We start from the raw sequence: 20,155 nt of genomic DNA, 5'->3' as shown, positions 1-20,155 counted from the left end.
GCCATGGTCGACGGGCCGAAGCGGCGCCTCCCGGTCATCGGCAGCGGCGCGCCGGCGGGGCCCGCGACGCCGAGCGCGCCCGGCGCGGCGCCTCCCCGCGGCGCGGCGGGCTCGCCGGAGAAGCGCAGGCTCCCGGTGCTGCAGGGCAGCGGCGACGGCGAGGGCGAAGAGCGCCCGCCGTGGCACTGGATCGCGCTCGGCACGGTGGCGATCTTCATTGTGTGGCTGCCGCTCGCGGGGCTCGCGAACACGCTGCTGCGCCGGATGATCGAGCGGACGGGAGACGGCGAGGCGCAGGGGTCGGTGCGGCTCGCGATGGTGGGCCTCAACGCGATCGCGTTCGCGCTCGCCGGCGCCGCCGGCGGCTATCTCGTGGGGCGGTTCGGCGGTCGCGCCGGGCGGCGCGAGGCGGCCGCGAGCGGGGCCGTGGTCGCGGCGCTCGCGTGGGCGCTCGCGCTCGCCGAGGGCGCGCCGGCGGGCGCGCTGGGGTGGGCGCTGCTGCTCGTCGTGATGGTCGCGATCGGCGCCGCGGCGTCGTACGCCGGGGGCCTCGCCGGCCTCCGCGCCCGCGCCGGAGCGCCGCCCTCGATCTGAGCGCGCGCTGCTGCGACGCGCGCCGCCGCGCCGTTCAGCTCGGATCGAGCCGGCGAATGGGCGCGCTCGCCTCGGGGAGCGACGCGTACGCGACGGCGGTGCGCGGGTCGCGCGCGTCGGGGGCGACGTCGAGCAGCGGCCTCAGCGCGAAGACGCGCCCGCAGAGCCGCGGGTGCGGCACCACGAGATCCGGCTCGGCGACCATCTCGCCCTCGATCCAGAGCAGATCCAGATCGATCGTGCGCGGCCCCCACCGCACCGGATCGGGGCGCGTCCGCCCGAGCGAGCGCTCCACGGCGAGCGTGCGCTCGAGGATCTGGCGCGCGGGCAGCGACGTCGCGAGGAGCGCCGCGGCGTTCACGTAGTCGCTCTGCGGCGGGCCGCCCGCGGGCGGCGACTCGTAGCGCGACGACTCGCCGACCACCTCGATCTCGGGATCCGCGGCGAGCGCGTCGATCGCGGCGCGGAGGGTGGCGAGGCGATCGCCGAGGTTCGACCCCAGCCCGATCACGACGCGCCTGCGGGATGTCATGGCGAGACCCTACCACGCCGCGCGCGGCGGTTCGCTGCGCGGCGCGCGGCCGGCGGTCGCAGCGCCCCGGATCGGCGCGCGCCGTGCGCGGTCACTCCGCCGGGTCGGTCGCGCGGCGCCCGCCGCCGAGCCGTCGGCCCTCCGGGCGCGGCGGGAACACGCGCCGATCCTCGGGGTTCCGGCGCGGGATGGGAGAGCGCCGCTCGACGGCCACGTCGCGCGACGTCGGCTGCGCGCCGCGCTGGAGCCCCACGAAGAGCTCGCGCATCTCCTCGAACGTCTCCGGCATGGCGGCGGCGACGGTCGCCGCGTGCGTCCGGCACAGGCTCAGCGAGCGCCCCTGGATGACCACGCGCGCCATCCTCGTCCTCGCGCGAGGATCCCCGGGCGCACCGCCCTCCCGCTCGACCAGCTCGCCGTCCTCGCATACGGCACATCGCTCGAATGACTCGCCCATGGGGGAGCCTTCGCAGAACCGGGGCCTCCGGGCCAACTTCCCGGCGTACCGCGGATCCCGGGCGCAGGTCGGGATCCGCCCGTGCGGCGGATCCCGCGCGACCACTACGATCCGCCCGTGCGGCGGAGCCCGCGCGACCACTACGATCCGCCCGTGCGGCGGAGCCCGCGCGAGGACCACGATCCGCCCGTGTGGCGGATCCCGCGCGCGGCGCGGATCACGCGCGTGCCGCTCGGCCGCGCACCCGGTCCTCGGCCCAGGCGATCACCCGGTCCGCGGGATCGGTGCCGGTGAAGCGCCCGAGCTCCTGGATGCCGGTCGGGCTCGTGACGTTGACCTCGGTCAGGCGCTCGCCGATGACGTCGAGGCCGACGAAGTGGAGGCCGTCGGCGCGCAAGCGCGGCGCGACCGCGCGCACGAGCTCGAGCTCGCGCGGCGAGAGCTCCGTCGACACGACGCGCCCGCCGACGTGGATGTTCGAGCGGTGATCGTCGTCGCGCGGCACCCGGAGGATCGCGCCGAGCGGCTCGCCGTCGAGCAGGAGGACGCGCTTGTCGCCCTGGACGACGGCGGGCAGGTACTCCTGCACCATCGCGAGGCGCTGCCCCTCGTTCGTCATCATGTCCGCGATGGCGCGCGCGTTCTTGTCGCGCTCGCTGATCTGCAGCACGCCGAGGCCGCCCGCGCCGTCGAGCGGCTTGATCACGGCCTGGCCGCCGAGCGCGCGCACGAACGCGTGGATCTGCTCGCGGTCGGCCGTGACCAGCGTCTTCGGCGTCCACTCGGGGAAGTTCAGCGCGTAGAGCTTCTCGTTGGCGTCGCGCAGCCCGCGCGGGTCGTTCACGATGAGCGGGCAGCGCCGCGCGCGCTCCAGGAGCAGCGTCGCGTAGAGGTAGCTGCGGTCGAACGGCGGGTCCTTGCGGATGAAGATCGCGTCGACGTCCGCGAGCCGGAGCCGCCGCGGGCCCCCGGCGAGATCCAGCGAGATGTACGGCGGCGCGTCGCCGATGAGCACCGGGGTCGCCGAGGCGTGCGCCTCGCCGCCCTCGACCGAGAGGTCGCGCGGCAGGCAGTGGTAGCTCTCGTGGCCGCGCGCCTGCGCCGCGCGGATGAAGGCGAACGACGTGTCCTTGTCGTGCGTCACGCGGGTCAGCGGATCCATGACGAAGACGAAGCGCATGCGGTCTCTCGCGGGGTAGGGGATGGAGGGGAGGGGGCGCCCGCTCGCGCGGGCGCGGGCGGATCACTGCATCGCGGCGAGGACGAGCTGCGTGCTGAGGTCGTCGCCGAGATCCGAGGCGAGCGCGTAGCCGACGCCGCTGTGCTCGGCGGCGGCGACCGAGTAGCCGTTGATCTTGCCCACGTACACGGGGCGCTCGCGCACGACGCGCGGCTTCAGGATCGGCTGCGCCTTCTGCACCGGGACCGCGCGCGAGTTGAAGAGGTAGACCGTCACCCGGTGGTTGCCCTTCACGATGTACTGGAGCAGCGCGGCGCGCCGATCGCGCATCGTGTGCACGCGGGCGCCCATGAAGTTCACGGGCATCGACTGGACGGGCATCGACTGGAACTCCGGCCTGCGGACCGGCACGCCGACGAACGGATCGAAGCGCGGCAGGTCCTCCGGGTTGGTCGTCTCCGGCGGGAGCGGCTGCGCGTGCTGCGTGACCAGATCGTCGAGCAGGATCTCGACGCTCTCGGCGCGCGCGAGCTCGGCGTCCGCCTTCGCGTCGGCCCTGGCCGTGTTCGCCGGGGCGGCGGCCCGCTCCCGCGTCACGCCCACCATGAACGCGACGCCCGCGGCCGCGGCGAGCGCGACGGCGTACCCCTTGCGCATGAGCCGCGGCCTCGCGTCGGCCGACTGCGCCGCCGCGCGCGCCGCGCCGAGCGCCTGCTCGTGCGCCATCGCCGCGGCGACGCGCGCCCGCAGCGCGTCCGGGCACGCCGCCGGCTTCGCCCGCTTCAGGCTCGCCCGCAGCGAGCGCAGCATCTTCACCTGCTCGAAGCACGGCGGGCACTGGACGAGGTGGGACTCGAGGTCGACCGCGTGGTCCGGATCCAGCTCGCCGTCGACGTAGGCCGACAGCGCGTAGTCGAACCGCGCGCAGCTCTCGATCGACTTCGCGGCGCTCATGCGACACCCCGCTTTCGCTTGCGGTACGCGTCCAGGTCGGCGGGCGCGTCCTTCGCCGCGTCGTCGCTGACGATGCCCATCAGCACCGCGTGCTCGCGCAGCGTCTTCTGGAGGAGCTTGCGGCCGCGGTGCAGCCGCGACATCACCGTGCCGATCGGGCACCCCATCGCCTCGGCGATCTCCTTGTAGGAGAGCTCCTCGATGTCCGACAGCACCACCGCCAGGCGGAACTCCTCGGGCAGCTCGTCCAGGGCGCGCTGCACCTCCGCCTCGACGAGCGGCGTGAGCGCCTGGGTCTCCGGATCGCGCATCGCACGCATCGTCGTCGCCCCGACCCACGCGTCGGTGAGCGGCTCGGCGTCCGGCCCGTCGAAGATGCCCCGCTCGAGGCCCCCCCGGCGGTACCGGTTGATGAACGTGTTCGTGAGGATCCGCAGCAGCCAGGCCTTGAGGTTGGTGCCGGGCTCGAACTGATCCCGGGCGCGCATCGCCTTGACGATGGTGTCCTGGACCAGGTCCTCCGCCTCGGTCGAGCTCTTGGTCATCCGGCAGCTCACGCCGTACAGCGTGTCCAGATGACCGAGCAGCTCGATCTCGAAGGCGTCGGCGCGGCCCCCCTCGCAGCTGGCCAACGAAAGGTCCTGCGCTACGGACGCAGGTTTCTTGCTGAAGAAGAACGGCATGGGCTCGACGGGGGGAACAGGGGAGCGGCCAGGGCTATTCCAGCCGGCTCTCTCCCCCCGGACCCTCGCCCGCGGGTTCGTCCGCGGCAGAGCCGGCTTGAGGAGGAGCGGCGTCCTCGGCCCGTTCACCCTCGCGTTCCTGGAGCTTCGCCTCCAGCTCGTCAATGCGCTGCGAGAGGCGCTTGACATCGGCCTGAAGATCGCGGACCAGCCCGAGCCCCGGGAGGATGGCCCGGATGCGCTCGTCGACGGCCTGCTGCCACTGATCGAGCGTCTGCTTCGAGCTCTCGACGATCCCGCTCAGGCGCCCCTTCGCGTGGCTCGACTTGTCGGCGTCGAGCGGCGGGGGCGGCTGCGACCCCGGCGACGCGGACGCCGCCGGCTCCTGCGCGGGGGCCGGCGCCGCGCCGGGCGCCGCCACCCCGCCCTCGCCGGGGACCGCGCCGGGGATGAGCCGGCCGATCGGCCCCTCGCGCAGCTGCGAGAGCAGCCGCTCGCCGCGCTCCTGGATCAGATCCCGCAGCGTGCCGAGCGGTACCGAGCGCGGCTGCGATTTGAGATCTTCCGAGATGATCAGCGCCAGCGTGACCTCGGTCTTGTCCTCCTTGGTCGCGTTGTCGATGATCTGGACCTCTTCGCCAGCCCGGACCATCTCCCCGATCTGCTGCAGGGTGACGTAACGACTGTCCTTCGTGTCGTAGAGCTTCCGATTGGAGTAGCGCTTAATAACGCGACGCGGTACCTCGCCGCCTCCCAGGGTCTCCTTCGCCGTTTCCATCTCCTCTACGCCTCGAGTCGATTGGACCACCGACAGATCGCTCGCGCAAGGGAAGATGACTCGATATCACTCATAAATTGGGCGACGTGCAGGAGCCGGCGATCGAGCTGCGAGGCGTGGCGGCCAGCTATCCCACAGGGAGGCTGGCGCTGGAGGGGATCAGCCTGGAGGTGCGCGCGGGCGAGCTCTGCGCCGTCCTCGGGCCGAACGGCGCCGGCAAATCGACGCTGGTCCGGGTCCTCTCCGGGGCCCTGCGGCCGGCGCGGGGCGGGGCGACCCTGCTGGGGAGGCCGCTCGGCGGCATGGACCGACGGGCGATCGCGCGGTGCGTGGCGGTCGTGCCGCAGGGGATCGCCTCGGCGCCCGGGTTCTCGGTTCGGGAGGTCGTCATGATGGGCCGCGCGCCCCACCAGGGCGCCTGGATGCGCGCCTCCCGCCGGGACGAGGAGGCGGTCGCCCGCGCCATCGAGGCCTGCGATCTCCTCGATCTCTCGGGGCGGCCGGTGGCCGAGCTCTCCGGCGGCGAGCAGAAGCGGGTCGCCATCGCCCGGGCGCTCGCGCAGGAGGCGCAGGTGCTGATCCTCGACGAGCCCGGGGCCCACCTCGACATCCGCCACTCGATCGAGGTCCACGAGGTCGTGCGCCGCGAGGTGGCCGAGCGGCGCCTCGCCTGCGTCGCGGTGCTGCACGACCTCAACGCGGCCGCCCAGTACGCCGACCGCGTCGCGCTCCTCAAGGCCGGGCGGCTTGTCGCGCAGGGCACCATCGAGGAGGTGATGACCTACCGCCGGCTCAAGGACGTGTTCGAGGCGGAGCTCTACGTCGGGGTGAACGAGCTCGACGGCAGCCGGTACTTCCTCCCCGTCCGGGGCGCGCGGCCAGGGTGACCAGGGTAGGGGAGCGCCGGGGCGAGGCAGCGCGGCGCGGGCCGGCGCGCCGATCTCCGCAATCTCGACCGCCCGCGCGGCGCGGTTTATAAGCGGCGCCATGCGCGGATCTCCACCCTGGAGAGCTCTCTCTCTCGGCTTCCTGCCGTGCCTCCTGGCCCTCCTGGCCCTCCTCGGCGGGGCCGGCTGCGCCGAGAGCAGGACGGCGCCCGAGCTCCTCAGCGTCGTCGACGTCGTGCCGCGCGAGGTCGACCTCGGCGACCGCATCGAGATCCTCGGGACCAACCTGCCCACCGCGCAGGCGAGGGAGGCGGTCGTCACGTTCCGCGGGACGCTGCGGCGCCCCGGCCAGGCGCCGCTCACCGGCCAGAGCATCGAGATCGACGGCGCGCAGATCAGCAGCAACAAGGTGTCGCTCGTCTTCTCCGAGGGGATGCAGGCGCGCTTCGCCGGCCGCGGCGACGACGCGGTGCACACGACCTTCCACGGGGACGTGACCGTCGAGGTCCCCGCGACCGCGCACGGCGCGCTCCCCGTGTCCGGCACGGTGCGGGGCGTCACGATCGACTTCATCCCGCCGACCCCGCGCCGCGCCGTCATCGAGGCGCGCGAGAAGGAGGGGGCGCGCGCGCTCGCGTTCTTCGGCGTCGAGGTCGCGGCCGACTCGCCGCCCGCCGGCGGGCTCGTCGTGACCTCCGTGCGCGACGGGAGCCCCGCGAGCCGCGCGCAGATCCTCGCCGGCGACGTCATCACGAGCTTCGAGGGCGTGAAGGTCCTCTCGAAGGGCGACGTGATCCCGAGCGGCCACGAGCGGCTGTCGCCGGTCGGGATCCGGCGGGGCGGGACGCCGTCCGAGGTCAAGCTCTCGACCGAGGGGTTCCACGCGAGCGCCCCGACCGATCTCCTCGGCGCCGGGATCATCCTCGGCATCGCCGCCGCGATCATCCTGCTCTTCATGGCGCCGACCGCGGGGATCATCACCTGGGTCGAGCGCCGCGTCTCGGCGCGCATGCAGTCGCGCATCGGGCCGAACCGCGCCGGGCCGCAGGGCTTCCTCGTGTGGATCGCCGACGGGATCAAGTCGATCCTCAAGGAGGACGTCATCCCGGCCGAGAGCGACCGCGCGCTCTTCCGGCTCGCGCCCTACCTCGTCTTCGTCGGCGTGTCGGCCACGTTCGTGGTCATGCCGTTCGGCCAGTACCTCATCGCGGCCGACCTCGACATCGGCATCCTCTTCGTCATCGCCGTGACGTCGCTCGTCACGATCGGCCTGATGACCGGCGGCTGGGCGTCGAACAACAAGTGGTCGCTCCTCGGCGGCATCCGCTCGGCGGCGCAGATCATCAGCTACGAGATCCCCGGCGCGGTCGCGATCGTGTGCATCGTGATGATGACCGGCTCGCTGCGGCTCCAGGACATCATCGCCGCGCAGGGCGGCGCCGGGCCCTCGCTGCTCGACGTGGGCGGCTGGCCCTGGCACTGGTTCGTCTTCCGCAACCCGATCACGTTCGCGCTGTTCTTCCTCTACTTCACGACCGCGCTCGCGGAGGGCAACCGCGCGCCGTTCGACCTGCCCGAGGCGGAGAGCGAGCTCGTCGCCGGCTACTCGACCGAGTACTCGGGGATGCGGTACCTCTTCTTCTTCTTCGCCGAGTGGGCGAACGTCTTCGTGATGTGCGGCATCGCGAGCGCGCTCTTCCTCGGCGGATGGCAGATCCCCGGCGTCTCGCCGGCCCAGCAGGAGTCGAGCTTCGGCCTCCAGCTCCTCGGCGTCTTCCTGTTCCTGCTGAAGAGCTGGGCGCTCGTCTTCGTGGTCATCTGGATCCGCTGGACGCTGCCGCGCGTCCGGATCGACCAGATGATGAACCTCTGCTGGAAGTGGTTCGTCCCGCTCTCGTTCGCGGCGTTCCTCCTGACGGCGCTCTGGATGGTGATCGGCGTCAGCAAGACGGTCCAGCTCGTCATCAGCGTCGTCACGTTCTCCGTCTGGGCCTACCTGCTCGTTCACTTCATCCGCAGGGTCCAGCACAACCTGCGGGAGGCCAAGGTTGCGCTCCACCTGAATCCGTTCCTGTGAGAGCAAACCCCGGTGCCACCTCGGCCTTGCGCTGAGGTATGCTGTCGGCGTGGCGGTCCCGTCGAGCCCGGCCTCCGACTTCTGCGCGGCGTGCGGTTTCCCGCTGCGCGGGCCGCGCTGCGAGGCGTGCGGGGTCGACCGCGCGCCGGCGCTCTCGCTCTCGCGCAAGCCGCCGCCCGCGGACGGCGACTGGGACGGCAGCTCGATCGACGCGTGGCGCACGCGGGACCCGGTGCGCTTCGTGGCCCACTGCGCCTCGGCCGAGGCCGGGACGACCGTCCAGTCGACCCCGCTGCAGGACGGCGTGGGGTGGCTCGTTCCGCTCGGGGCGGTGACGCTCTTCGTCGCGCTCGACGCGGCGAACGAGCGGATGTCGATCGACGTGCCGGTCGTGCGCGTCGCCGAGCGGCAGCGGGTGCCGCTCTTGCGGGCGGCGCTGGAGCTCTCGGGCGGCGCCGAGCCGTTCCGTCTCTGCCTGCGGGACGATCTGTTGCTGCTCCGCCGCGTCGGCCGGGTCGCCGCCTTCGCGCCGGAGGCGCTGCGCCGGGCGCTGCGCGACAGCGGCGAGGCGGCGCAGCGGCTCGCGGCGACGCTCGGCGCGTGGTTCGACGCGCGGCCGCCGTTCTCGGAGGAGCAGCGGGCGAGCCTGACCTGGGCGTCGGCCGGCCGCGCCCGGCCGCTCAAGAGCTTCTCCATCCCGCCGGCGCCCGGCCGCGCGCAGGGCGCGCCGTCGGTGCGGGTCGCCGGGCCGCCGACGCCGGTCTCGGCGGTGCGGATGCCGGCCGAGGAGCTCTCGGCGTGGGCGGCGCCCCCGCTGCCGCGCCTGCCCGAGTCGGTCGCGCGCCCGATCCGCGACGCGGACGCGATCCCCGACATCCTGTCCCCCTCGCTCGCGTCCGCGACGCTGCCGGTGTCGATGGGCGCCGCGTCGGGCGTCACGTCGGGCGGCACGTCAGCGAGAAACGGCGGTGCGCCCGCGCCCAAGGCCGGCATCCTGCCGCCGGCCCACGACGGCGGCGCCGCGTCCAAGGCGATCAGCAGCATGGCGATGCCGGGGCCCGAGGCCTCCGCGGCGAAGCCGGCCGCGGCGGGCGCGGCGACCGCGACGCCGCTGTCGGGCGAGCCCGCGCCGGCCGCGGACACGCCGGCGCAGGCCAGCGATCGCCGCAGCGCGCGCACCGTGCCCTTCCGTCGCTCGACCTCCTCCGGCATGGCCGCGGTGGCGGCGACGCCGGTGTCGACGCCGGTGTCGGTGCGCCCGCCCGCGCTGCCGGAGGTCGAGATCGATCCGCCGTCGCGCCAGAACGGCGCGGCGCGCTCCGAGTCGGCGAACACGCCGGCCGATCGGTTCTGCCAGCTGCTCCGGGACGCGCAGGTGCTCGGCGCGGCGCTCAGCTTCCAGGAGCGGCCTGGCGTCATGGTGCTCCTCATCCGGTGCACCGTGTTCCGCGCGATCTACGAGCACGGCGAGGCGATGCCCGACGCGGTGGCGCACCTCTACCGCTGCACGGCGGCGGCGACCCGCGAGCTCGCCCAGGCCGAGGGCGGCGCGCGCCGCGGCAACGCCGCGGGGGTCGCCGAGCCGGCGTTCCTCGCGATGGAGCGCCTCGTGACGCTGCGCGGGCAGGTGCCCGAGGAGAAGCCGCTCCACATCGATCCGCTCACCACGGCGGCGCTCGCGCGCGAGCACCTCGGCCGTTACCTGCGCGAGATCGAGCGCGCGCCGGCCGATCCGGTGCTCCGCCACTTCCTCGCGATCGGCGCGCTGTCGGAGCTGCTCGTGCGCACGAAGCTGCCGGTCAAGACGGAGCAGCGGCTGCGCGACATCGTCGCGTACGCGCAGCGCGACGGCGCCAAGCCGGGCACGATCGATCTGCTGATGACGGCGCTCTCGAGGATCGTCGCCCAATGACGTCGCAGCTCGCGGCGCACGGCGACGGCGATCTGGCCCTGCTCCACGAGCGCGTCGCCCGCGCGCGCCGCTCGGTGGTGGCGATCCGCGCCGGCGCGCTGGTCACGACCGGCTGGGTGGCGCTCGGCAACGGCGTGGTGGTGACGAGCCGGCGCGGGCTCGGCTACCCGACGGAGGTCGCGCTGACGTTCGAGGACGGGCGGAGCATGGCGGGGCGCGTGGTCGCGGCCGACGTGGGCCGGGACGTGGCGCTCGTCGCGCCGGCCGAGCCGCCGGGCGTCGCGGCGCTCGCGGTGCGCGCGCCGGCGGAGCCGCGGCTCGGCGAGCGCGCCGCGGTGCTGAGCTGCCTGCCGGGGCAGAGCCTGCGGCTCGCGGTCGCGCGGGTCAGCCACGTGGCGCGCAAGATCGACGGGCAGCTGCCTGCGTTCGAGCTCGACGTGACGGCGCCGCTCGGCGCGCCGGTGCTCGATCCGGAGGGGCGCGCGATCGGGGTGGTCGCGGCGCTGCCCGGCACCCTGGGGGAGCTGCCGGGCCACAGCGCGGTGCTCCCGGCGGGCGCGTTCCAGCCGCTGCTCGCGCTCGTGGATCGGCCGCTCGGCGAGCTCCGGGATCGGGCGCCGGTGTACCGCTGTCCGGCGTGCGAGGAGCCGTTCGACATCGAGAGCGATCGATGCCTGGGCTGCGGGCGGCTCTTGCCGCACGCGTTCGCGCCGTCGCCGGCGCGCGCGGGCGTCGAGCGGATGATCCGGCAGGGCCTGTCGTCGCTCGGGATCGTCGCGAACCGGGCGCGGGTCGGCCCGCGGGCGTGGCGCATCGCGCAGCGGCCGTTTCCGGCGGCGGAGACGGCGACGCAGGTGGACATCGAGATCGACGAGGCGGGGCGCCTGCTTTCGCTGCGCGCGCCGGTGGTGGGCGTGCCGGCGGCGAACCACGAGCCGTTCTACCGGTTCTTGCTCACGATGAACGACCAGACGACGGGGGAGTTCCGCGTGTCGATCACGGGGGACGAGGTGGCGGTGTCGTGCGTGGCGACGCTGGAGGGGCTCGCGGACCACGAGGCGGCGCTGCTCATCGACGGGCTGGTGCAGATCGCGGACGAGTACCGGCGGACGCTCGCGGAGACGTTCGAGGCGGCGCCAAGGTTCGAGTCGGCGGGGCGCTGACCTGAGGGATTTCGGGAAGCTCGCGAAGGGGCTCGGCGCCGGCATGGAGGCTTCCCGCGCGGGGCGGAGGGTTTCCCGCGCGGTCCGGAAAGCTTCGCGTGCGGTCCGGAAAGCTTCGCGCGCGCTCCGGAAGCTTCCCGCGCGGGGCGGAGGGTCGAATTTCCCGAGAAATTCACCGCCCGGCGAGCGCCGGACGGCACCGGGGACGCGGCGGACGCCGCTAAGTGCGCGAAACTTCGTGCTCCGGAGCGCGCGGGAAGGCTTCCGGAGCGCGCGCGAAGCTTCCGGAGCGCGCGCGAAGGTCTCGGGCGTGCGCGGGAAGCATCCGGCGCGCTCCGAAAGCTCTGATTTGTGAGATGTGTTACTCGATGTCGGCGTCGCCGGTCTCTTCGTCCGACGCTGCCGGCGTGGGTGGGATGGCGGCGGGCTTGGCCGGCGTGGTCGCGGGCTTGCGACGGGGCGCCTTGCGGCTCGCGAGGCCGAGGCGGATGAGATAGCTGCGCTTCTTGATCACGGCGCGGGCCGTGGTCGACCACTCGTCGAACCAGCCGCGCAGCTTGACGAGCGCCTCGCGCCGGCGCGCGGCCTCCGGGAGCTCGGTTTGCTCGGGCAGAGGCGATGTCGGGCCGAGCGCCACGTCGACGAGGCCCTTGAGGCGCTTGCGCTCGGCCTTGTCGAGGCCGCGGGTGGCGAGGAATGCGACGGCCTTCTTGTCGCTCTGCTTCGATCCGGCGCGGCCCGGATCGGTGCCATTCTCGAGGACGTCGAGCCGCGCGAGGAAGGTGGCCACTCCCCGGACGGAGGCGGCGCCGGTGGAGGGCGCGAGATCCTTGAACACGTAATCGTGCACGTCGGGGAAACGCCGGCGGAGCGCGGCGCCATAACGGGCGTAATTGGGCTCGTCCCACTGATCGAGCTCCCCCGTCGCGGCGCGCTGCGCCCTGGCATCGTCGGTATCGGCCGACGCGCCGGCCTTGCGGGGCGCGGCGAGGACATCGAGGAGGAGCGTTCGGCCCTCCAGGATATCGTCATCGGTCATCCCCGCCCCGGCCATCAACGTGCGAATCGCGGCGACGGCGCCTATCCCCATCAGGAGCTTTGTCGCGCGCTCCGGCGTGATCTCGAGGACCGCATCCGAATACTCCATAGAAATTTCCTCCCTGCCGGCCGGGAGATCCGGACGGCGGCAATGAGAACGGAAGCTACAATGGTAGTTTCGGAGATGAGAAGAGGATTCTTGAGCTCCGGCCGCTGGATTCTTGCTCTTCCGGCCGCCGGATTCTTGCTCTCACGGCGGGGCCCTCGAACCCTCCGGGAGCGATGGTTTGTGCGCTGAAGACGGACGGAGCTTGGAGCGCGCCTCGGCGCGCTCCTCGGCGGAGCAATGTCCTAACCGCTCCGGCCACGACGCTTGCCGCCGGAGAATGGGCGGGCGAGCTTGCGCGGGCGAGAAAAATTGCGGGGTGGAGGCAATGAGCATGAGAAGGAACGCGAGGCGAAGGCGATCCTCCTGGCGGCCGTGGCCGCCGTGGCGCTCGGCGCGGCGGGGTCAGGGTGCTTGTGGGGGCGCGAGGAGCACGCGCCCGGCCGGTTCTGCGCGCAATCGAACACCAGCATCGTCGAGCATTGCGTGGACGCGAGCGAGGGCCCGGGCAGCGCGTGGAGCAAGGCCGAGGAGGACGGCGAGCTGCCGATCCAGATGTGGGCGTTCGGGCCGAACGGCGTGATGTCCGACGAGCTCGCCGCGAACGAGGCGGAGCTCCGGGCCTGGTTCGATAACATCGATCGGGCGGTGTCCTACGTGCGCGACGAGGAGAAGAACGCCGAGTCGCTCCGGGCGACCCTGCACGGCAGGCTCCTCGGGCTGCTCTTAAATTCCAGGCTGCGCCAGGAGGCGATCTTGGAGGAGGAGCCGGTCCGCGCGGCCGACAACTTCCGGCAGGCCATGACCGACAAGGCGAGCGCCGAGGAGGAGCCGCTCGTGGCCGCGCTCGCGGCCGACAAGCAGGCGATGGCGGTCGTGCAGGCGATCTTCGAGCAGGCCCGGAGCGACGCCGCGCCGCTGCGATCCCGGTACGCGGGTGTCGCGGCGCGGTTCGCCGTGTACCGCGCGACCGAGGCGGCGGAGACGGCGGCGTACGCGGCGCTCTCGGAGCAGGCGTCGCGGTCGAGCATCGACGGCCTCGACGGCGCGGAGCAGGCAGTGCTCGCGGCGGCGCGCGAGGCGAGCCGGGCGCCGAACGAGCTGGCCGAGGAGATCATGACGCTGTCGGCGGAGCTCCAGGCGCTCGCGGTGTCGTTCGAGGAGGCGATCACGCCGCACAAGGAGGTGCTCGCGACGCACGGCGCGGTCGTGCCGGACATGACCTCGGGGGCGCTGCGCTCGCTGAGCGCCATGCTGGGCTACGCGCAGCGGCGGGTGGCCCGGAGCGACGCGACGGCGACGGCGCTGATCGGCGGCATCGCGCTGCGCCGGCAGGCGCTCGGTGTGCTGGAGAGGGACGAAGGGGCGCGCGAGGGGATCGCGCGGTCGCGGATAGAGAGGGCGTCGGAGGTGTTCGGCGAGGGGGCACGCGGGTGGGTGGAGGCGCTGTCGGCGGCGCCGCCGGTGAGCGAGAAGCTCGGGCTGCCGCTCTTGGCCGAGCGGTGCGGGGAACTCGTGGCGCTCGTGCAGATGCGGCCGCTCTGCGAGGCGGCAGGGGCGTCGTGGCGCGAGACCGGGTGCGCCGCGCTTCGAGGGCGGTTCGACGCCGCGGAGGCGGAGCTCAGGACGGGCCTGCCGCGGAAGATCGCGGCGGGCCTGGCGGCGCTGCGGGAGAAAGGGATGGCCGCGGCCGTGCTCGACGCCGCGCAGGCGAGGCTGGACGCGGGCGACGTGAAGGCCGCCGCGATCGCGTATGACGCCGCCGTGCGCGGCGCGGAGGGGACGGGTCGTGCGGCGGTACATGGATGCGTCGGACTGGTTCGTGGACACGCCCGTGCCGGCGGACCTGCGCGCGCTGGTGGACACGGTGCTCAAGCCGCGGTTCGACGCGCTGGCCGACCAGCTCAAGGACAGCCTGAACCTGTGGACCGGCGACGCGCTCGACCTGGAGCAGACGCAGCTCTACCAGACGATCAGCGCCTTCGCGGGGGCGATGTCGACGGTCAGCGAGGGCGTCGAGGCATACGCGGGGATGATGCAGACGCTCGTCCACGCGACGACGCGCATCGGGGTGGGGTTCGTGCCGGTGGTCGGGCCGACGCTCGACCTGTGCGAGGCCGTGACGGGCAAGGAGTGGTGCCTGCCGGCCGGGCGAGAGTTGAGCGATGAGGAGCGGATCTTCTCGGGGCTGGGGGTGCTGGCGGCCGCCGCCGGACCGTTCTGGCGCGGGGCGAAGGGCACCGCCGTCACGCCGGATGCGATCCGGGTCGCCGGGGAGATCGCGGAGGTCGACGAGGTCATCATCCAGGGGCTCAAGCTCCGCAGCATCGGATGGTACAAGGGACTTCTGAAGGGCGCGGTGACGGAGAAGACGCTCGAACCGTTCGAGAAGACGGCGGCGAAGTTCCTCTCCCGTGAAGGACGGGCGCTCCTCGGGGTGGGCGACGACGGCGTGCGCGTAGTGCTCTGGCGTGAGTTATCAGACAAGATGCGCGCCAACCTCAAGGCGCCCGACTTCCTGACGGTGTCCGCGCAGAACAAGCTCATCCTGAGCGAGGTGAAAATGGGCCGCAACGTCCCAGGGGACAAGGTGATCGAGCAGTTGTCGAGCGGGATGGAGGGGCTACGGACGAAGGGCCTTGTGGGAGATGTCGAAGAAGCCCAGCTCATCATGGAGCGGGGCGGAAAATTCGACGGCAAACAATACATCGCGAAGGACACCTACCTCTTCGACACGCAGAAGGGCAAGAGGGCGACCCTGAACGGCTTCAACATACCCATCCGGGTGATTCGGCTATGACCACTCCGGGCCCCCGCTTCTACGCCTGGTGCAACGAGGCATCGCGGATCGACGCGCTCGAGGCGACGCTATCGGCGCTCGCGCGGCCAGATTGGCCTATGGAGGTGCATATGGCGGAGTGCGACGTGAAACGCAAGACGGACTCCAGGGACGAAGCCCTGGCCACGGTCCGCGCCCACTTCACGTGCGGTGGCGAGGCGTCTGTCGATTTCGGCGCGACGCTCCCGGCCTCCCAACGTTTCGCTTTTCCGAACGAGCGCGGCCCGGATTATTTGGAGTACGTCCCCGGTATCCATGTGGGTCTTCGGTGTTTCACCGAAGCCTACCACCGTCGCCGCCATTACTCTCTGATGGGGTTCCACGAGCCGCGAGGCCCCCTCGAGATGTACCCGCAACGCGGCAAGGACTTTTTCCGCTTGGGCCTCGATCTCGCCTGGGACAGGGGCCCGCGCTCGTTGGAGGCCGAGGTCGCGGTGTTGTGGCGCGTGATGCAGGTCGACCTCGAGGCGTTCCTGCTCTGTCTCTGCGCGCCGGACGCGAGCGGGCGCGTCCGGACCGGCGGGTGCACGAACGCATGGGACTGGAACGCGCCGGTCGCCACGTGCGCGACGTACAACGCGGACGCGCGAGAGATCGCGCGCGATCTCGCCGTGTCGTGGGTGCACCTCCACGACAAGGACAGCGTGACGCGCATCGCGGGCATTCCGCTGCCGCTGCTCCATACGCGCGTCGACGCCGCGCCGCGCGGGGCGCGTGTCAGCATCGCGGAGCGCGGGCCGCGTATCACCATCGCCCAACGCGAGACGCACGTCGCGCTGAAAAGGGGCAAACCGTGGACGCGCTCGCTCTCCCGCGAGACCGTCCTCAAGGCGCTGGCCGCATCGCCCTCCGCGCTGCTCGATGCGCTCGAAGCCTCGGCAGCGCCCGACGAGGCATGGCGCGCAGCCGCGCCGCGCGCGGATGAGATCTTGGACCGGACACGAAAGCTCACCGAAGCCGGTGGTGAGGGTCCGCCGGTCTGGTCGGTCGACCTGTCCACATACCGTCACCGCCTTTTCCTGAAAAGGCACCCCCCGTTTCTCGTGCGCCGCCTGCCGAACGGCGGCGTGATGCTAGCGACCCACCCGTACTGCTCGCTCTGGCCGCTCTGGGCCGACGCGCTCACTGCGCTCGGCCTCATGGACAACTAAGGGACATCCTCGCCATGGAGATCCAGCGATGACAGCAGGACCGTACTTCTTCGCCTGGTGCGACGAGGCAGCGAGGGTCGACGCGCTGGGCGCGGCGCTGCCAACGCTCGTCGAGAACCCACCCCAATACATCCGCTTCGACGGGCGCATGCGCCCTGGCCCGCAGTTCAGCACGACCTCCCTCGACGAGGCGGTCGCGACGATCCGCGCCCATTTCGGGCCTGCCGATGCCGACGTCTTCGTCTTTCCTACGCTGAGCTCCGGACGGTCCGTTCCTTGCAGGCTTCGCTGCTTCACCGACAGGAGCGAGCGCTCCAACGGGTGGGGACCGCTCCACCTGCACCCCGACCGAATCGAGGAGTTCGCCCGCATGTACATGATCCTCGACTTGGGCAGCGGCCCGTCCTCGGTCGGGGCCGAGGCCGTGCTCGCATGGCACAACGTCGTGGGCGACATCGAGGACTTCCTGCTCCGCCTCTGCGCGCCGGACGCGAGTGGGCGCGTCTCAACCGGCGGATGCACGACCGCGTGGACCTGGCTCGCGCCCGTCTCGATGTGCGCGACGTACCACGCGAACGCCCGTGACATCGCGCGTGATCTCGCCCTGTCGTGGGTCAGCCTCCACGACGGCGAAAGCGTCTCGCGGATCGCGGGCCTATCGATGGAGGCGCTCCACGCGCGCGTCGATGCCGCGCCGGTCGGGGCGCGCGTGGTTCCGACGGACAAGAGCGGGCGCACGATCCCGCTCTCCCGCGAGACCGTCCTCAAGTCGCTGGCCCTGCCGGGCTCCGCCCTGATCGAGGCGCTCGTGGCCGCTGCGGATGTGCCCGACGAGGCGTGGCGCGCCGCGGAGCCGCGCGCCGAGGAGATCCACAACCTGACGGTGCAGGCGAAGGCGCGCGGCGAGCAGCTCCCCGAGAGCCTCAAAGGGCCACCTCTGTGGTACGTCGAGATGACGGGCGAGCACGTCTACTTCCTGGTCGACCACGCCCCGTTCACCCTTCGCCGCCTCCCGAGCGGCGGCGTGCTGTTGGCGACCCACCCGTACCGCACGGTCTGGCCGCTCTGGGCCGACGCGCTCTCCTCCCTCGGCCTGATGTCCTGATCGAGAGGCGCAGCGCGCATTTCGTGCCGAAATTTTTCACGGTCAGCCGTTGCTTCGTGCCTGCGGGCTCGGCGGTACACGGGCGGGACCTTCGGCGTGACATGCTCCAGGCGCTGCGCTTGTGCCATTCTTGGCGGCAGGAGACGCGTGGCGTTTTCTCACGGTGCGCACGTCGCGTCGCACTCCCCGCCGCAATCGGCGCCGCGCTCGCCGCCGTTCTTCACGCCGTCGGTGCACGTCGGCGCCGCGCACGCGCCGGCCCAGCACACGCCGCTCGTGCAGTCCGCGCCCGTCTTGCACCCGCCCTCGGGCGCGCAGCGCGGGCACGGCGCGCCGCAGTCGACGCCCGTCTCGGTGCCGTTCTTCACGCCGTCGGTGCACGTCGGCGCCCGGCAAATGCCGGAGTCGCACACCCCTTCGAGGCAGTCGTCTCCCGTCTCGCAGTCGAACCCCATCGGGCACGGCTTGCACGGGCCTCCGCAGTTGTAATCGGTCTCCCCGAGGCCCGGATCGTGTCGATCGTTCATGCAGTGATCACGAACGCACAGCGAGCCATCGCACGCCAGCCCATTCGGGCACGGCATCGTCGGATCGGTCGCAACGCATTCCACGCACCGCGCCTCATGGCATCGCCCCGCCCCCGAGACCGGGCAGAGCACGCCGGCGAGCTGCGCGTTGACCGGCGTGTCGAAATCGCAGAGGTCGTTCGTGCACTCGTTCCCGTCGTTGTACACGTCGTACGCCGCCACGCTGACCACGCGGCCGTCCTTCGTGCACTCGTCCTGCTTGCAGTCGCCGCGCACCTGCGAGGCCAGCGGGCCCACCTCGATCTCGACCACGCACGCGCCGTCCACGCAACGCCCCGCGCCGCACCGCGCGTCCGGCGGTCCCGGGCACTCGGCGTCGCTCTCGCAACCCCCGGGCGGCTCGGGCACCCCCTCGCACTCGGCCGGCTTGTCCTCACCGCACTCGTCGCACGAACGACACTCGAGGATGCACGCGGGCTCCCGCTCGCCGCGCGCGCAGCAGACCACCTTGCCAGGCTCCCAGCACTCGCATTGCCCATCGACGCAGATCGTGCCCGGCACGTTCTGATGCTCCGAGTGGCAGTCGTCGGTGACCTCGCAGGTGGCACCCTGGTAAGGCCCACCGCAGGCGAAGAACAGGCTCGAACCGCTGAGAAAAAATGATGCAATAAGGTAATGGGTAGCGCGCGTCATGCGTCCAGTCCTCCGGCACGAGGCTGAGTCGCGGACACCCCGGCGGCCCCAATCCGCCGAGGTGTCGTTGGCCAGGTCGTTCGACCCCCGGACTATGCCGCGCTGGGTGCGCGTTCGTCACGCAAGTTTTCGCCAGCACCGCCGCTCCGCCGCGGGAGCCGTCGCGGCGGCGCCCGGAGCGCAGCGGCGCCGACGGCAGGCCGCGATCAGAAGACGCCCGTCACCGCGAGGCCCCCGGTCGACACCTCGAGCTCGGCTTGCCCGCGCGGAACCAGGGCATAGGTGAGCGTGGCCCCAAGGACCGCGCTTCCCGCGGCGAACGCGGCGATGCCGACGGTCCGGAAGGCGCGCATGTCGCTGTAGGCCGAGGCGGCGTCGCGGCACATCGGCCAGCTCAGCCGGAAACAGCCGCTCGGGCCCGCGGTGCGGGCCGCCGCGCGACCTGCGGCTTCCTTCTTCTCCATCGCCATCATCATCACGCCCCCGAGCGCCGCGAGCGTCGCGGACAGCCCGACGCCGCCGACGATCACGTCCGGCCGCGGACCGGGTTGGGGAGGCGAGGGGAGCGGCCGCAGGCCACCCACCTCGCGCGACGCGCCGGGGCCGCCCGCGGCGCCAGTCCCACCCGCGGCGCCAGCTCCGCCCGCGGCGCCTGCCCCACCCGCAGCGCTCGCCTCCCCGGACGGCGCCGCGAACGCGAGCGTCACCTCCCGCGTCCTGCCGCGCGCGACCTCGACCTCCGCCACCGCCGTCCTGCCGTTCGACGACGCCCGCACCACGTGGCGCCCAGGCAGGACCGGGACGGGCGCGCCGCCCTCCAGCTCGACAGGCTCACCGTCGATCGTGACCGCCGCCCCTGCAGGCGCGACGACGCGGAGCTCGCCGACGAGCTGGCGCGCGCGCGCGAGATCGGCGAGCCGCGATTCGTAGAGCTCGCGCTCGCGGGCGGTCCTGGGCGCGCGCATGAGCTCCTTGCACAGCGACAGCCAGCGCACCGCGGCCGGCGCCTCGCCGAGCCGGTACGACAGCGCCCCGAGGTTGCAGGCGGCCACCTGGGAGCGCTCGACCTTCCACACCGCCATCCACAGGTCGCGCGCGTCGGCGAGCCGACCCTCGTCGACCGCGGCATTCGCCTGCGCCATGAGACGCGCGCTCGTCTCGGAAGGGCGCTCGGCCGCCGCCCCCGACGCAAGCGTGAAGAGCGCGAGCCCCAGCGGGATGCCAAGACGAACGTTCCTGCGCAAGGTATCAACCTCCTCGTCCAAAGCTCGCGCTCAGGCGCGCCGAGAGGACGGATCGAGCGGCGCCGAGAGGCGCGATGACCAGACCCAGCGCCTCCGCAGAAAGCAACGGACCCACGGCTGCGCCCCGCCCGGGCCTGGTGCGCACAACGCTGGAAGGAAGTCAAGCCACACGCGCCCACACGGCGGTGCCGTCGGTCGTCGACGCGCTGTCCGTCCCCTCACCGTGGCGCCGCCG

The 20,155-nt window shown here is 72.7% G+C and carries 18 protein-coding genes; 9 read left to right on the top strand and 9 right to left on the bottom strand.

Annotated elements, in window-relative coordinates; genetic code table 11:
- Window positions 1-3 precede the first annotated feature (3 nt).
- The gene (locus WMF20_RS42475; protein ID WP_437607396.1) at window positions 4-594 is read left to right on the top strand and encodes a hypothetical protein; all 591 of its coding nucleotides are present in this window, start codon (window positions 4-6) and stop codon (window positions 592-594) included.
- A 34-nt stretch (window positions 595-628) separates the two neighbouring features.
- Here WMF20_RS42475 and folK read toward each other — a convergent pair whose 3' ends face one another.
- From folK to WMF20_RS42445, 6 genes are all read right to left on the bottom strand, one after another.
- Window positions 629-1,126, bottom strand: a complete 498-nt coding sequence (gene folK / locus WMF20_RS42470; RefSeq protein WP_437607394.1) for a 2-amino-4-hydroxy-6-hydroxymethyldihydropteridine diphosphokinase — start codon at window positions 1,124-1,126, stop codon at window positions 629-631.
- Between the two features lie 91 nt (window positions 1,127-1,217).
- Entirely contained in the window at window positions 1,218-1,583 is a 366-nt protein-coding gene (locus tag WMF20_RS42465) for a hypothetical protein (protein WP_437607392.1), read from the bottom strand.
- Between the two features lie 217 nt (window positions 1,584-1,800).
- A complete protein-coding gene (gene gshB, locus WMF20_RS42460) occupies window positions 1,801-2,763 on the bottom strand; it encodes a glutathione synthase (protein ID WP_129579584.1) in 963 nt (320 codons plus the stop codon).
- 63 nt (window positions 2,764-2,826) lie between these two features.
- Window positions 2,827-3,717 (bottom strand): anti-sigma factor family protein, encoded by an 891-nt coding sequence (locus tag WMF20_RS42455; protein WP_437607390.1) that lies wholly within the window; start codon window positions 3,715-3,717, stop codon window positions 2,827-2,829.
- Window positions 3,714-4,349 carry a sigma-70 family RNA polymerase sigma factor gene (locus WMF20_RS42450; protein ID WP_165374699.1) on the bottom strand — a complete coding sequence of 212 codons (636 nt, stop codon included), beginning with the start codon at window positions 4,347-4,349 and terminating at the stop codon, window positions 3,714-3,716. Before WMF20_RS42450 ends, WMF20_RS42455 begins: the two co-directional genes overlap by 4 nt.
- Before the next feature lie 85 nt (window positions 4,350-4,434).
- On the bottom strand, window positions 4,435-5,178 hold the full coding sequence (locus tag WMF20_RS42445) for a polyhydroxyalkanoate synthesis regulator DNA-binding domain-containing protein (protein ID WP_129579581.1): 744 nt from the start codon (window positions 5,176-5,178) through the stop codon (window positions 4,435-4,437).
- An 86-nt stretch (window positions 5,179-5,264) separates the two neighbouring features.
- Here WMF20_RS42445 and WMF20_RS42440 point away from each other — a divergent pair, with 86 nt between their 5' ends.
- The 4 genes from WMF20_RS42440 to WMF20_RS42425 all read left to right on the top strand — a co-directional run bounded on the left by WMF20_RS42440 (window position 5,265) and on the right by WMF20_RS42425 (window position 11,217).
- Window positions 5,265-6,065, top strand: a complete 801-nt coding sequence (locus WMF20_RS42440) for an ABC transporter ATP-binding protein (RefSeq protein WP_437607387.1) — start codon at window positions 5,265-5,267, stop codon at window positions 6,063-6,065.
- A 100-nt stretch (window positions 6,066-6,165) separates the two neighbouring features.
- Window positions 6,166-8,142, top strand: coding sequence for an NADH-quinone oxidoreductase subunit NuoH (gene nuoH / locus WMF20_RS42435; protein WP_437607385.1), 1,977 nt, complete (start codon window positions 6,166-6,168; stop codon window positions 8,140-8,142).
- A 49-nt stretch (window positions 8,143-8,191) separates the two neighbouring features.
- Window positions 8,192-10,054: a hypothetical protein gene (locus tag WMF20_RS42430; RefSeq protein WP_437607384.1), complete on the top strand. Its 1,863-nt coding sequence runs from the start codon at window positions 8,192-8,194 to the stop codon at window positions 10,052-10,054.
- Window positions 10,051-11,217 (top strand): trypsin-like peptidase domain-containing protein, encoded by a 1,167-nt coding sequence (locus WMF20_RS42425; protein WP_437607382.1) that lies wholly within the window; start codon window positions 10,051-10,053, stop codon window positions 11,215-11,217. Before WMF20_RS42430 ends, WMF20_RS42425 begins: the two co-directional genes overlap by 4 nt.
- A gap of 361 nt (window positions 11,218-11,578) precedes the next feature.
- On the opposite strand, the gene WMF20_RS42420 is transcribed toward WMF20_RS42425, so the two are convergent.
- Window positions 11,579-12,364, bottom strand: a complete 786-nt coding sequence (locus WMF20_RS42420; protein WP_129579576.1) for a hypothetical protein — start codon at window positions 12,362-12,364, stop codon at window positions 11,579-11,581.
- 291 nt (window positions 12,365-12,655) lie between these two features.
- Here WMF20_RS42420 and WMF20_RS42415 point away from each other — a divergent pair, with 291 nt between their 5' ends.
- The 4 genes from WMF20_RS42415 to WMF20_RS42400 are packed head-to-tail and all read left to right on the top strand — an operon-like array spanning window position 12,656 to window position 17,456.
- Window positions 12,656-14,530, top strand: coding sequence for a hypothetical protein (locus WMF20_RS42415; RefSeq protein WP_437607380.1), 1,875 nt, complete (start codon window positions 12,656-12,658; stop codon window positions 14,528-14,530).
- Entirely contained in the window at window positions 14,433-15,161 is a 729-nt protein-coding gene (locus WMF20_RS42410) for a hypothetical protein (RefSeq protein ID WP_437617218.1), read from the top strand. Before WMF20_RS42415 ends, WMF20_RS42410 begins: the two co-directional genes overlap by 98 nt.
- The gene (locus WMF20_RS42405; protein ID WP_165374473.1) at window positions 15,158-16,351 is read left to right on the top strand and encodes a hypothetical protein; all 1,194 of its coding nucleotides are present in this window, start codon (window positions 15,158-15,160) and stop codon (window positions 16,349-16,351) included. Before WMF20_RS42410 ends, WMF20_RS42405 begins: the two co-directional genes overlap by 4 nt.
- Before the next feature lie 28 nt (window positions 16,352-16,379).
- Window positions 16,380-17,456, top strand: a complete 1,077-nt coding sequence (locus WMF20_RS42400) for a hypothetical protein (protein WP_129579575.1) — start codon at window positions 16,380-16,382, stop codon at window positions 17,454-17,456.
- Window positions 17,457-17,614: 158 nt separating this feature from the next.
- On the opposite strand, the gene WMF20_RS42395 is transcribed toward WMF20_RS42400, so the two are convergent.
- Together WMF20_RS42395 and WMF20_RS42390 are read right to left on the bottom strand one after the other, a co-directional pair.
- The gene (locus tag WMF20_RS42395; protein WP_437607379.1) at window positions 17,615-18,676 is read right to left on the bottom strand and encodes a hypothetical protein; all 1,062 of its coding nucleotides are present in this window, start codon (window positions 18,674-18,676) and stop codon (window positions 17,615-17,617) included.
- Window positions 18,677-18,882: 206 nt separating this feature from the next.
- Window positions 18,883-19,818 carry a hypothetical protein gene (locus WMF20_RS42390; protein WP_437607377.1) on the bottom strand — a complete coding sequence of 312 codons (936 nt, stop codon included), beginning with the start codon at window positions 19,816-19,818 and terminating at the stop codon, window positions 18,883-18,885.
- Window positions 19,819-20,155 lie beyond the last annotated feature (337 nt).

Source organism: Sorangium sp. So ce834 (genome assembly GCF_051521425.1).
GTDB classification, from domain to species: domain Bacteria; phylum Myxococcota_A; class Polyangia; order Polyangiales; family Polyangiaceae; genus Sorangium; species Sorangium cellulosum_D.
This window is presented reverse-complemented; position numbering and strand designations above follow the sequence as displayed.

Coding starts and splice junctions, on each gene's coding strand:
- WMF20_RS42455 (WP_437607390.1), bottom strand. CDS start 3,717: ATGAGCGCCGCGAAGTCGATCGAGAGCTGCGCGCGGTTCGACTACGCG.
- gshB (WP_129579584.1), bottom strand. CDS start 2,763: ATGCGCTTCGTCTTCGTCATGGATCCGCTGACCCGCGTGACGCACGAC.
- folK (WP_437607394.1), bottom strand. CDS start 1,126: ATGACATCCCGCAGGCGCGTCGTGATCGGGCTGGGGTCGAACCTCGGC.
- WMF20_RS42390 (WP_437607377.1), bottom strand. CDS start 19,818: ATGGCGCAGGCGAATGCCGCGGTCGACGAGGGTCGGCTCGCCGACGCG.
- nuoH (WP_437607385.1), top strand. CDS start 6,166: ATGCGCGGATCTCCACCCTGGAGAGCTCTCTCTCTCGGCTTCCTGCCG.
- WMF20_RS42420 (WP_129579576.1), bottom strand. CDS start 12,364: ATGGAGTATTCGGATGCGGTCCTCGAGATCACGCCGGAGCGCGCGACA.
- WMF20_RS42465 (WP_437607392.1), bottom strand. CDS start 1,583: ATGGGCGAGTCATTCGAGCGATGTGCCGTATGCGAGGACGGCGAGCTG.
- WMF20_RS42475 (WP_437607396.1), top strand. CDS start 4: ATGGTCGACGGGCCGAAGCGGCGCCTCCCGGTCATCGGCAGCGGCGCG.
- WMF20_RS42400 (WP_129579575.1), top strand. CDS start 16,380: ATGACAGCAGGACCGTACTTCTTCGCCTGGTGCGACGAGGCAGCGAGG.
- WMF20_RS42445 (WP_129579581.1), bottom strand. CDS start 5,178: ATGGAAACGGCGAAGGAGACCCTGGGAGGCGGCGAGGTACCGCGTCGC.
- WMF20_RS42425 (WP_437607382.1), top strand. CDS start 10,051: ATGACGTCGCAGCTCGCGGCGCACGGCGACGGCGATCTGGCCCTGCTC.
- WMF20_RS42395 (WP_437607379.1), bottom strand. CDS start 18,676: ATGACGCGCGCTACCCATTACCTTATTGCATCATTTTTTCTCAGCGGT.
- WMF20_RS42405 (WP_165374473.1), top strand. CDS start 15,158: ATGACCACTCCGGGCCCCCGCTTCTACGCCTGGTGCAACGAGGCATCG.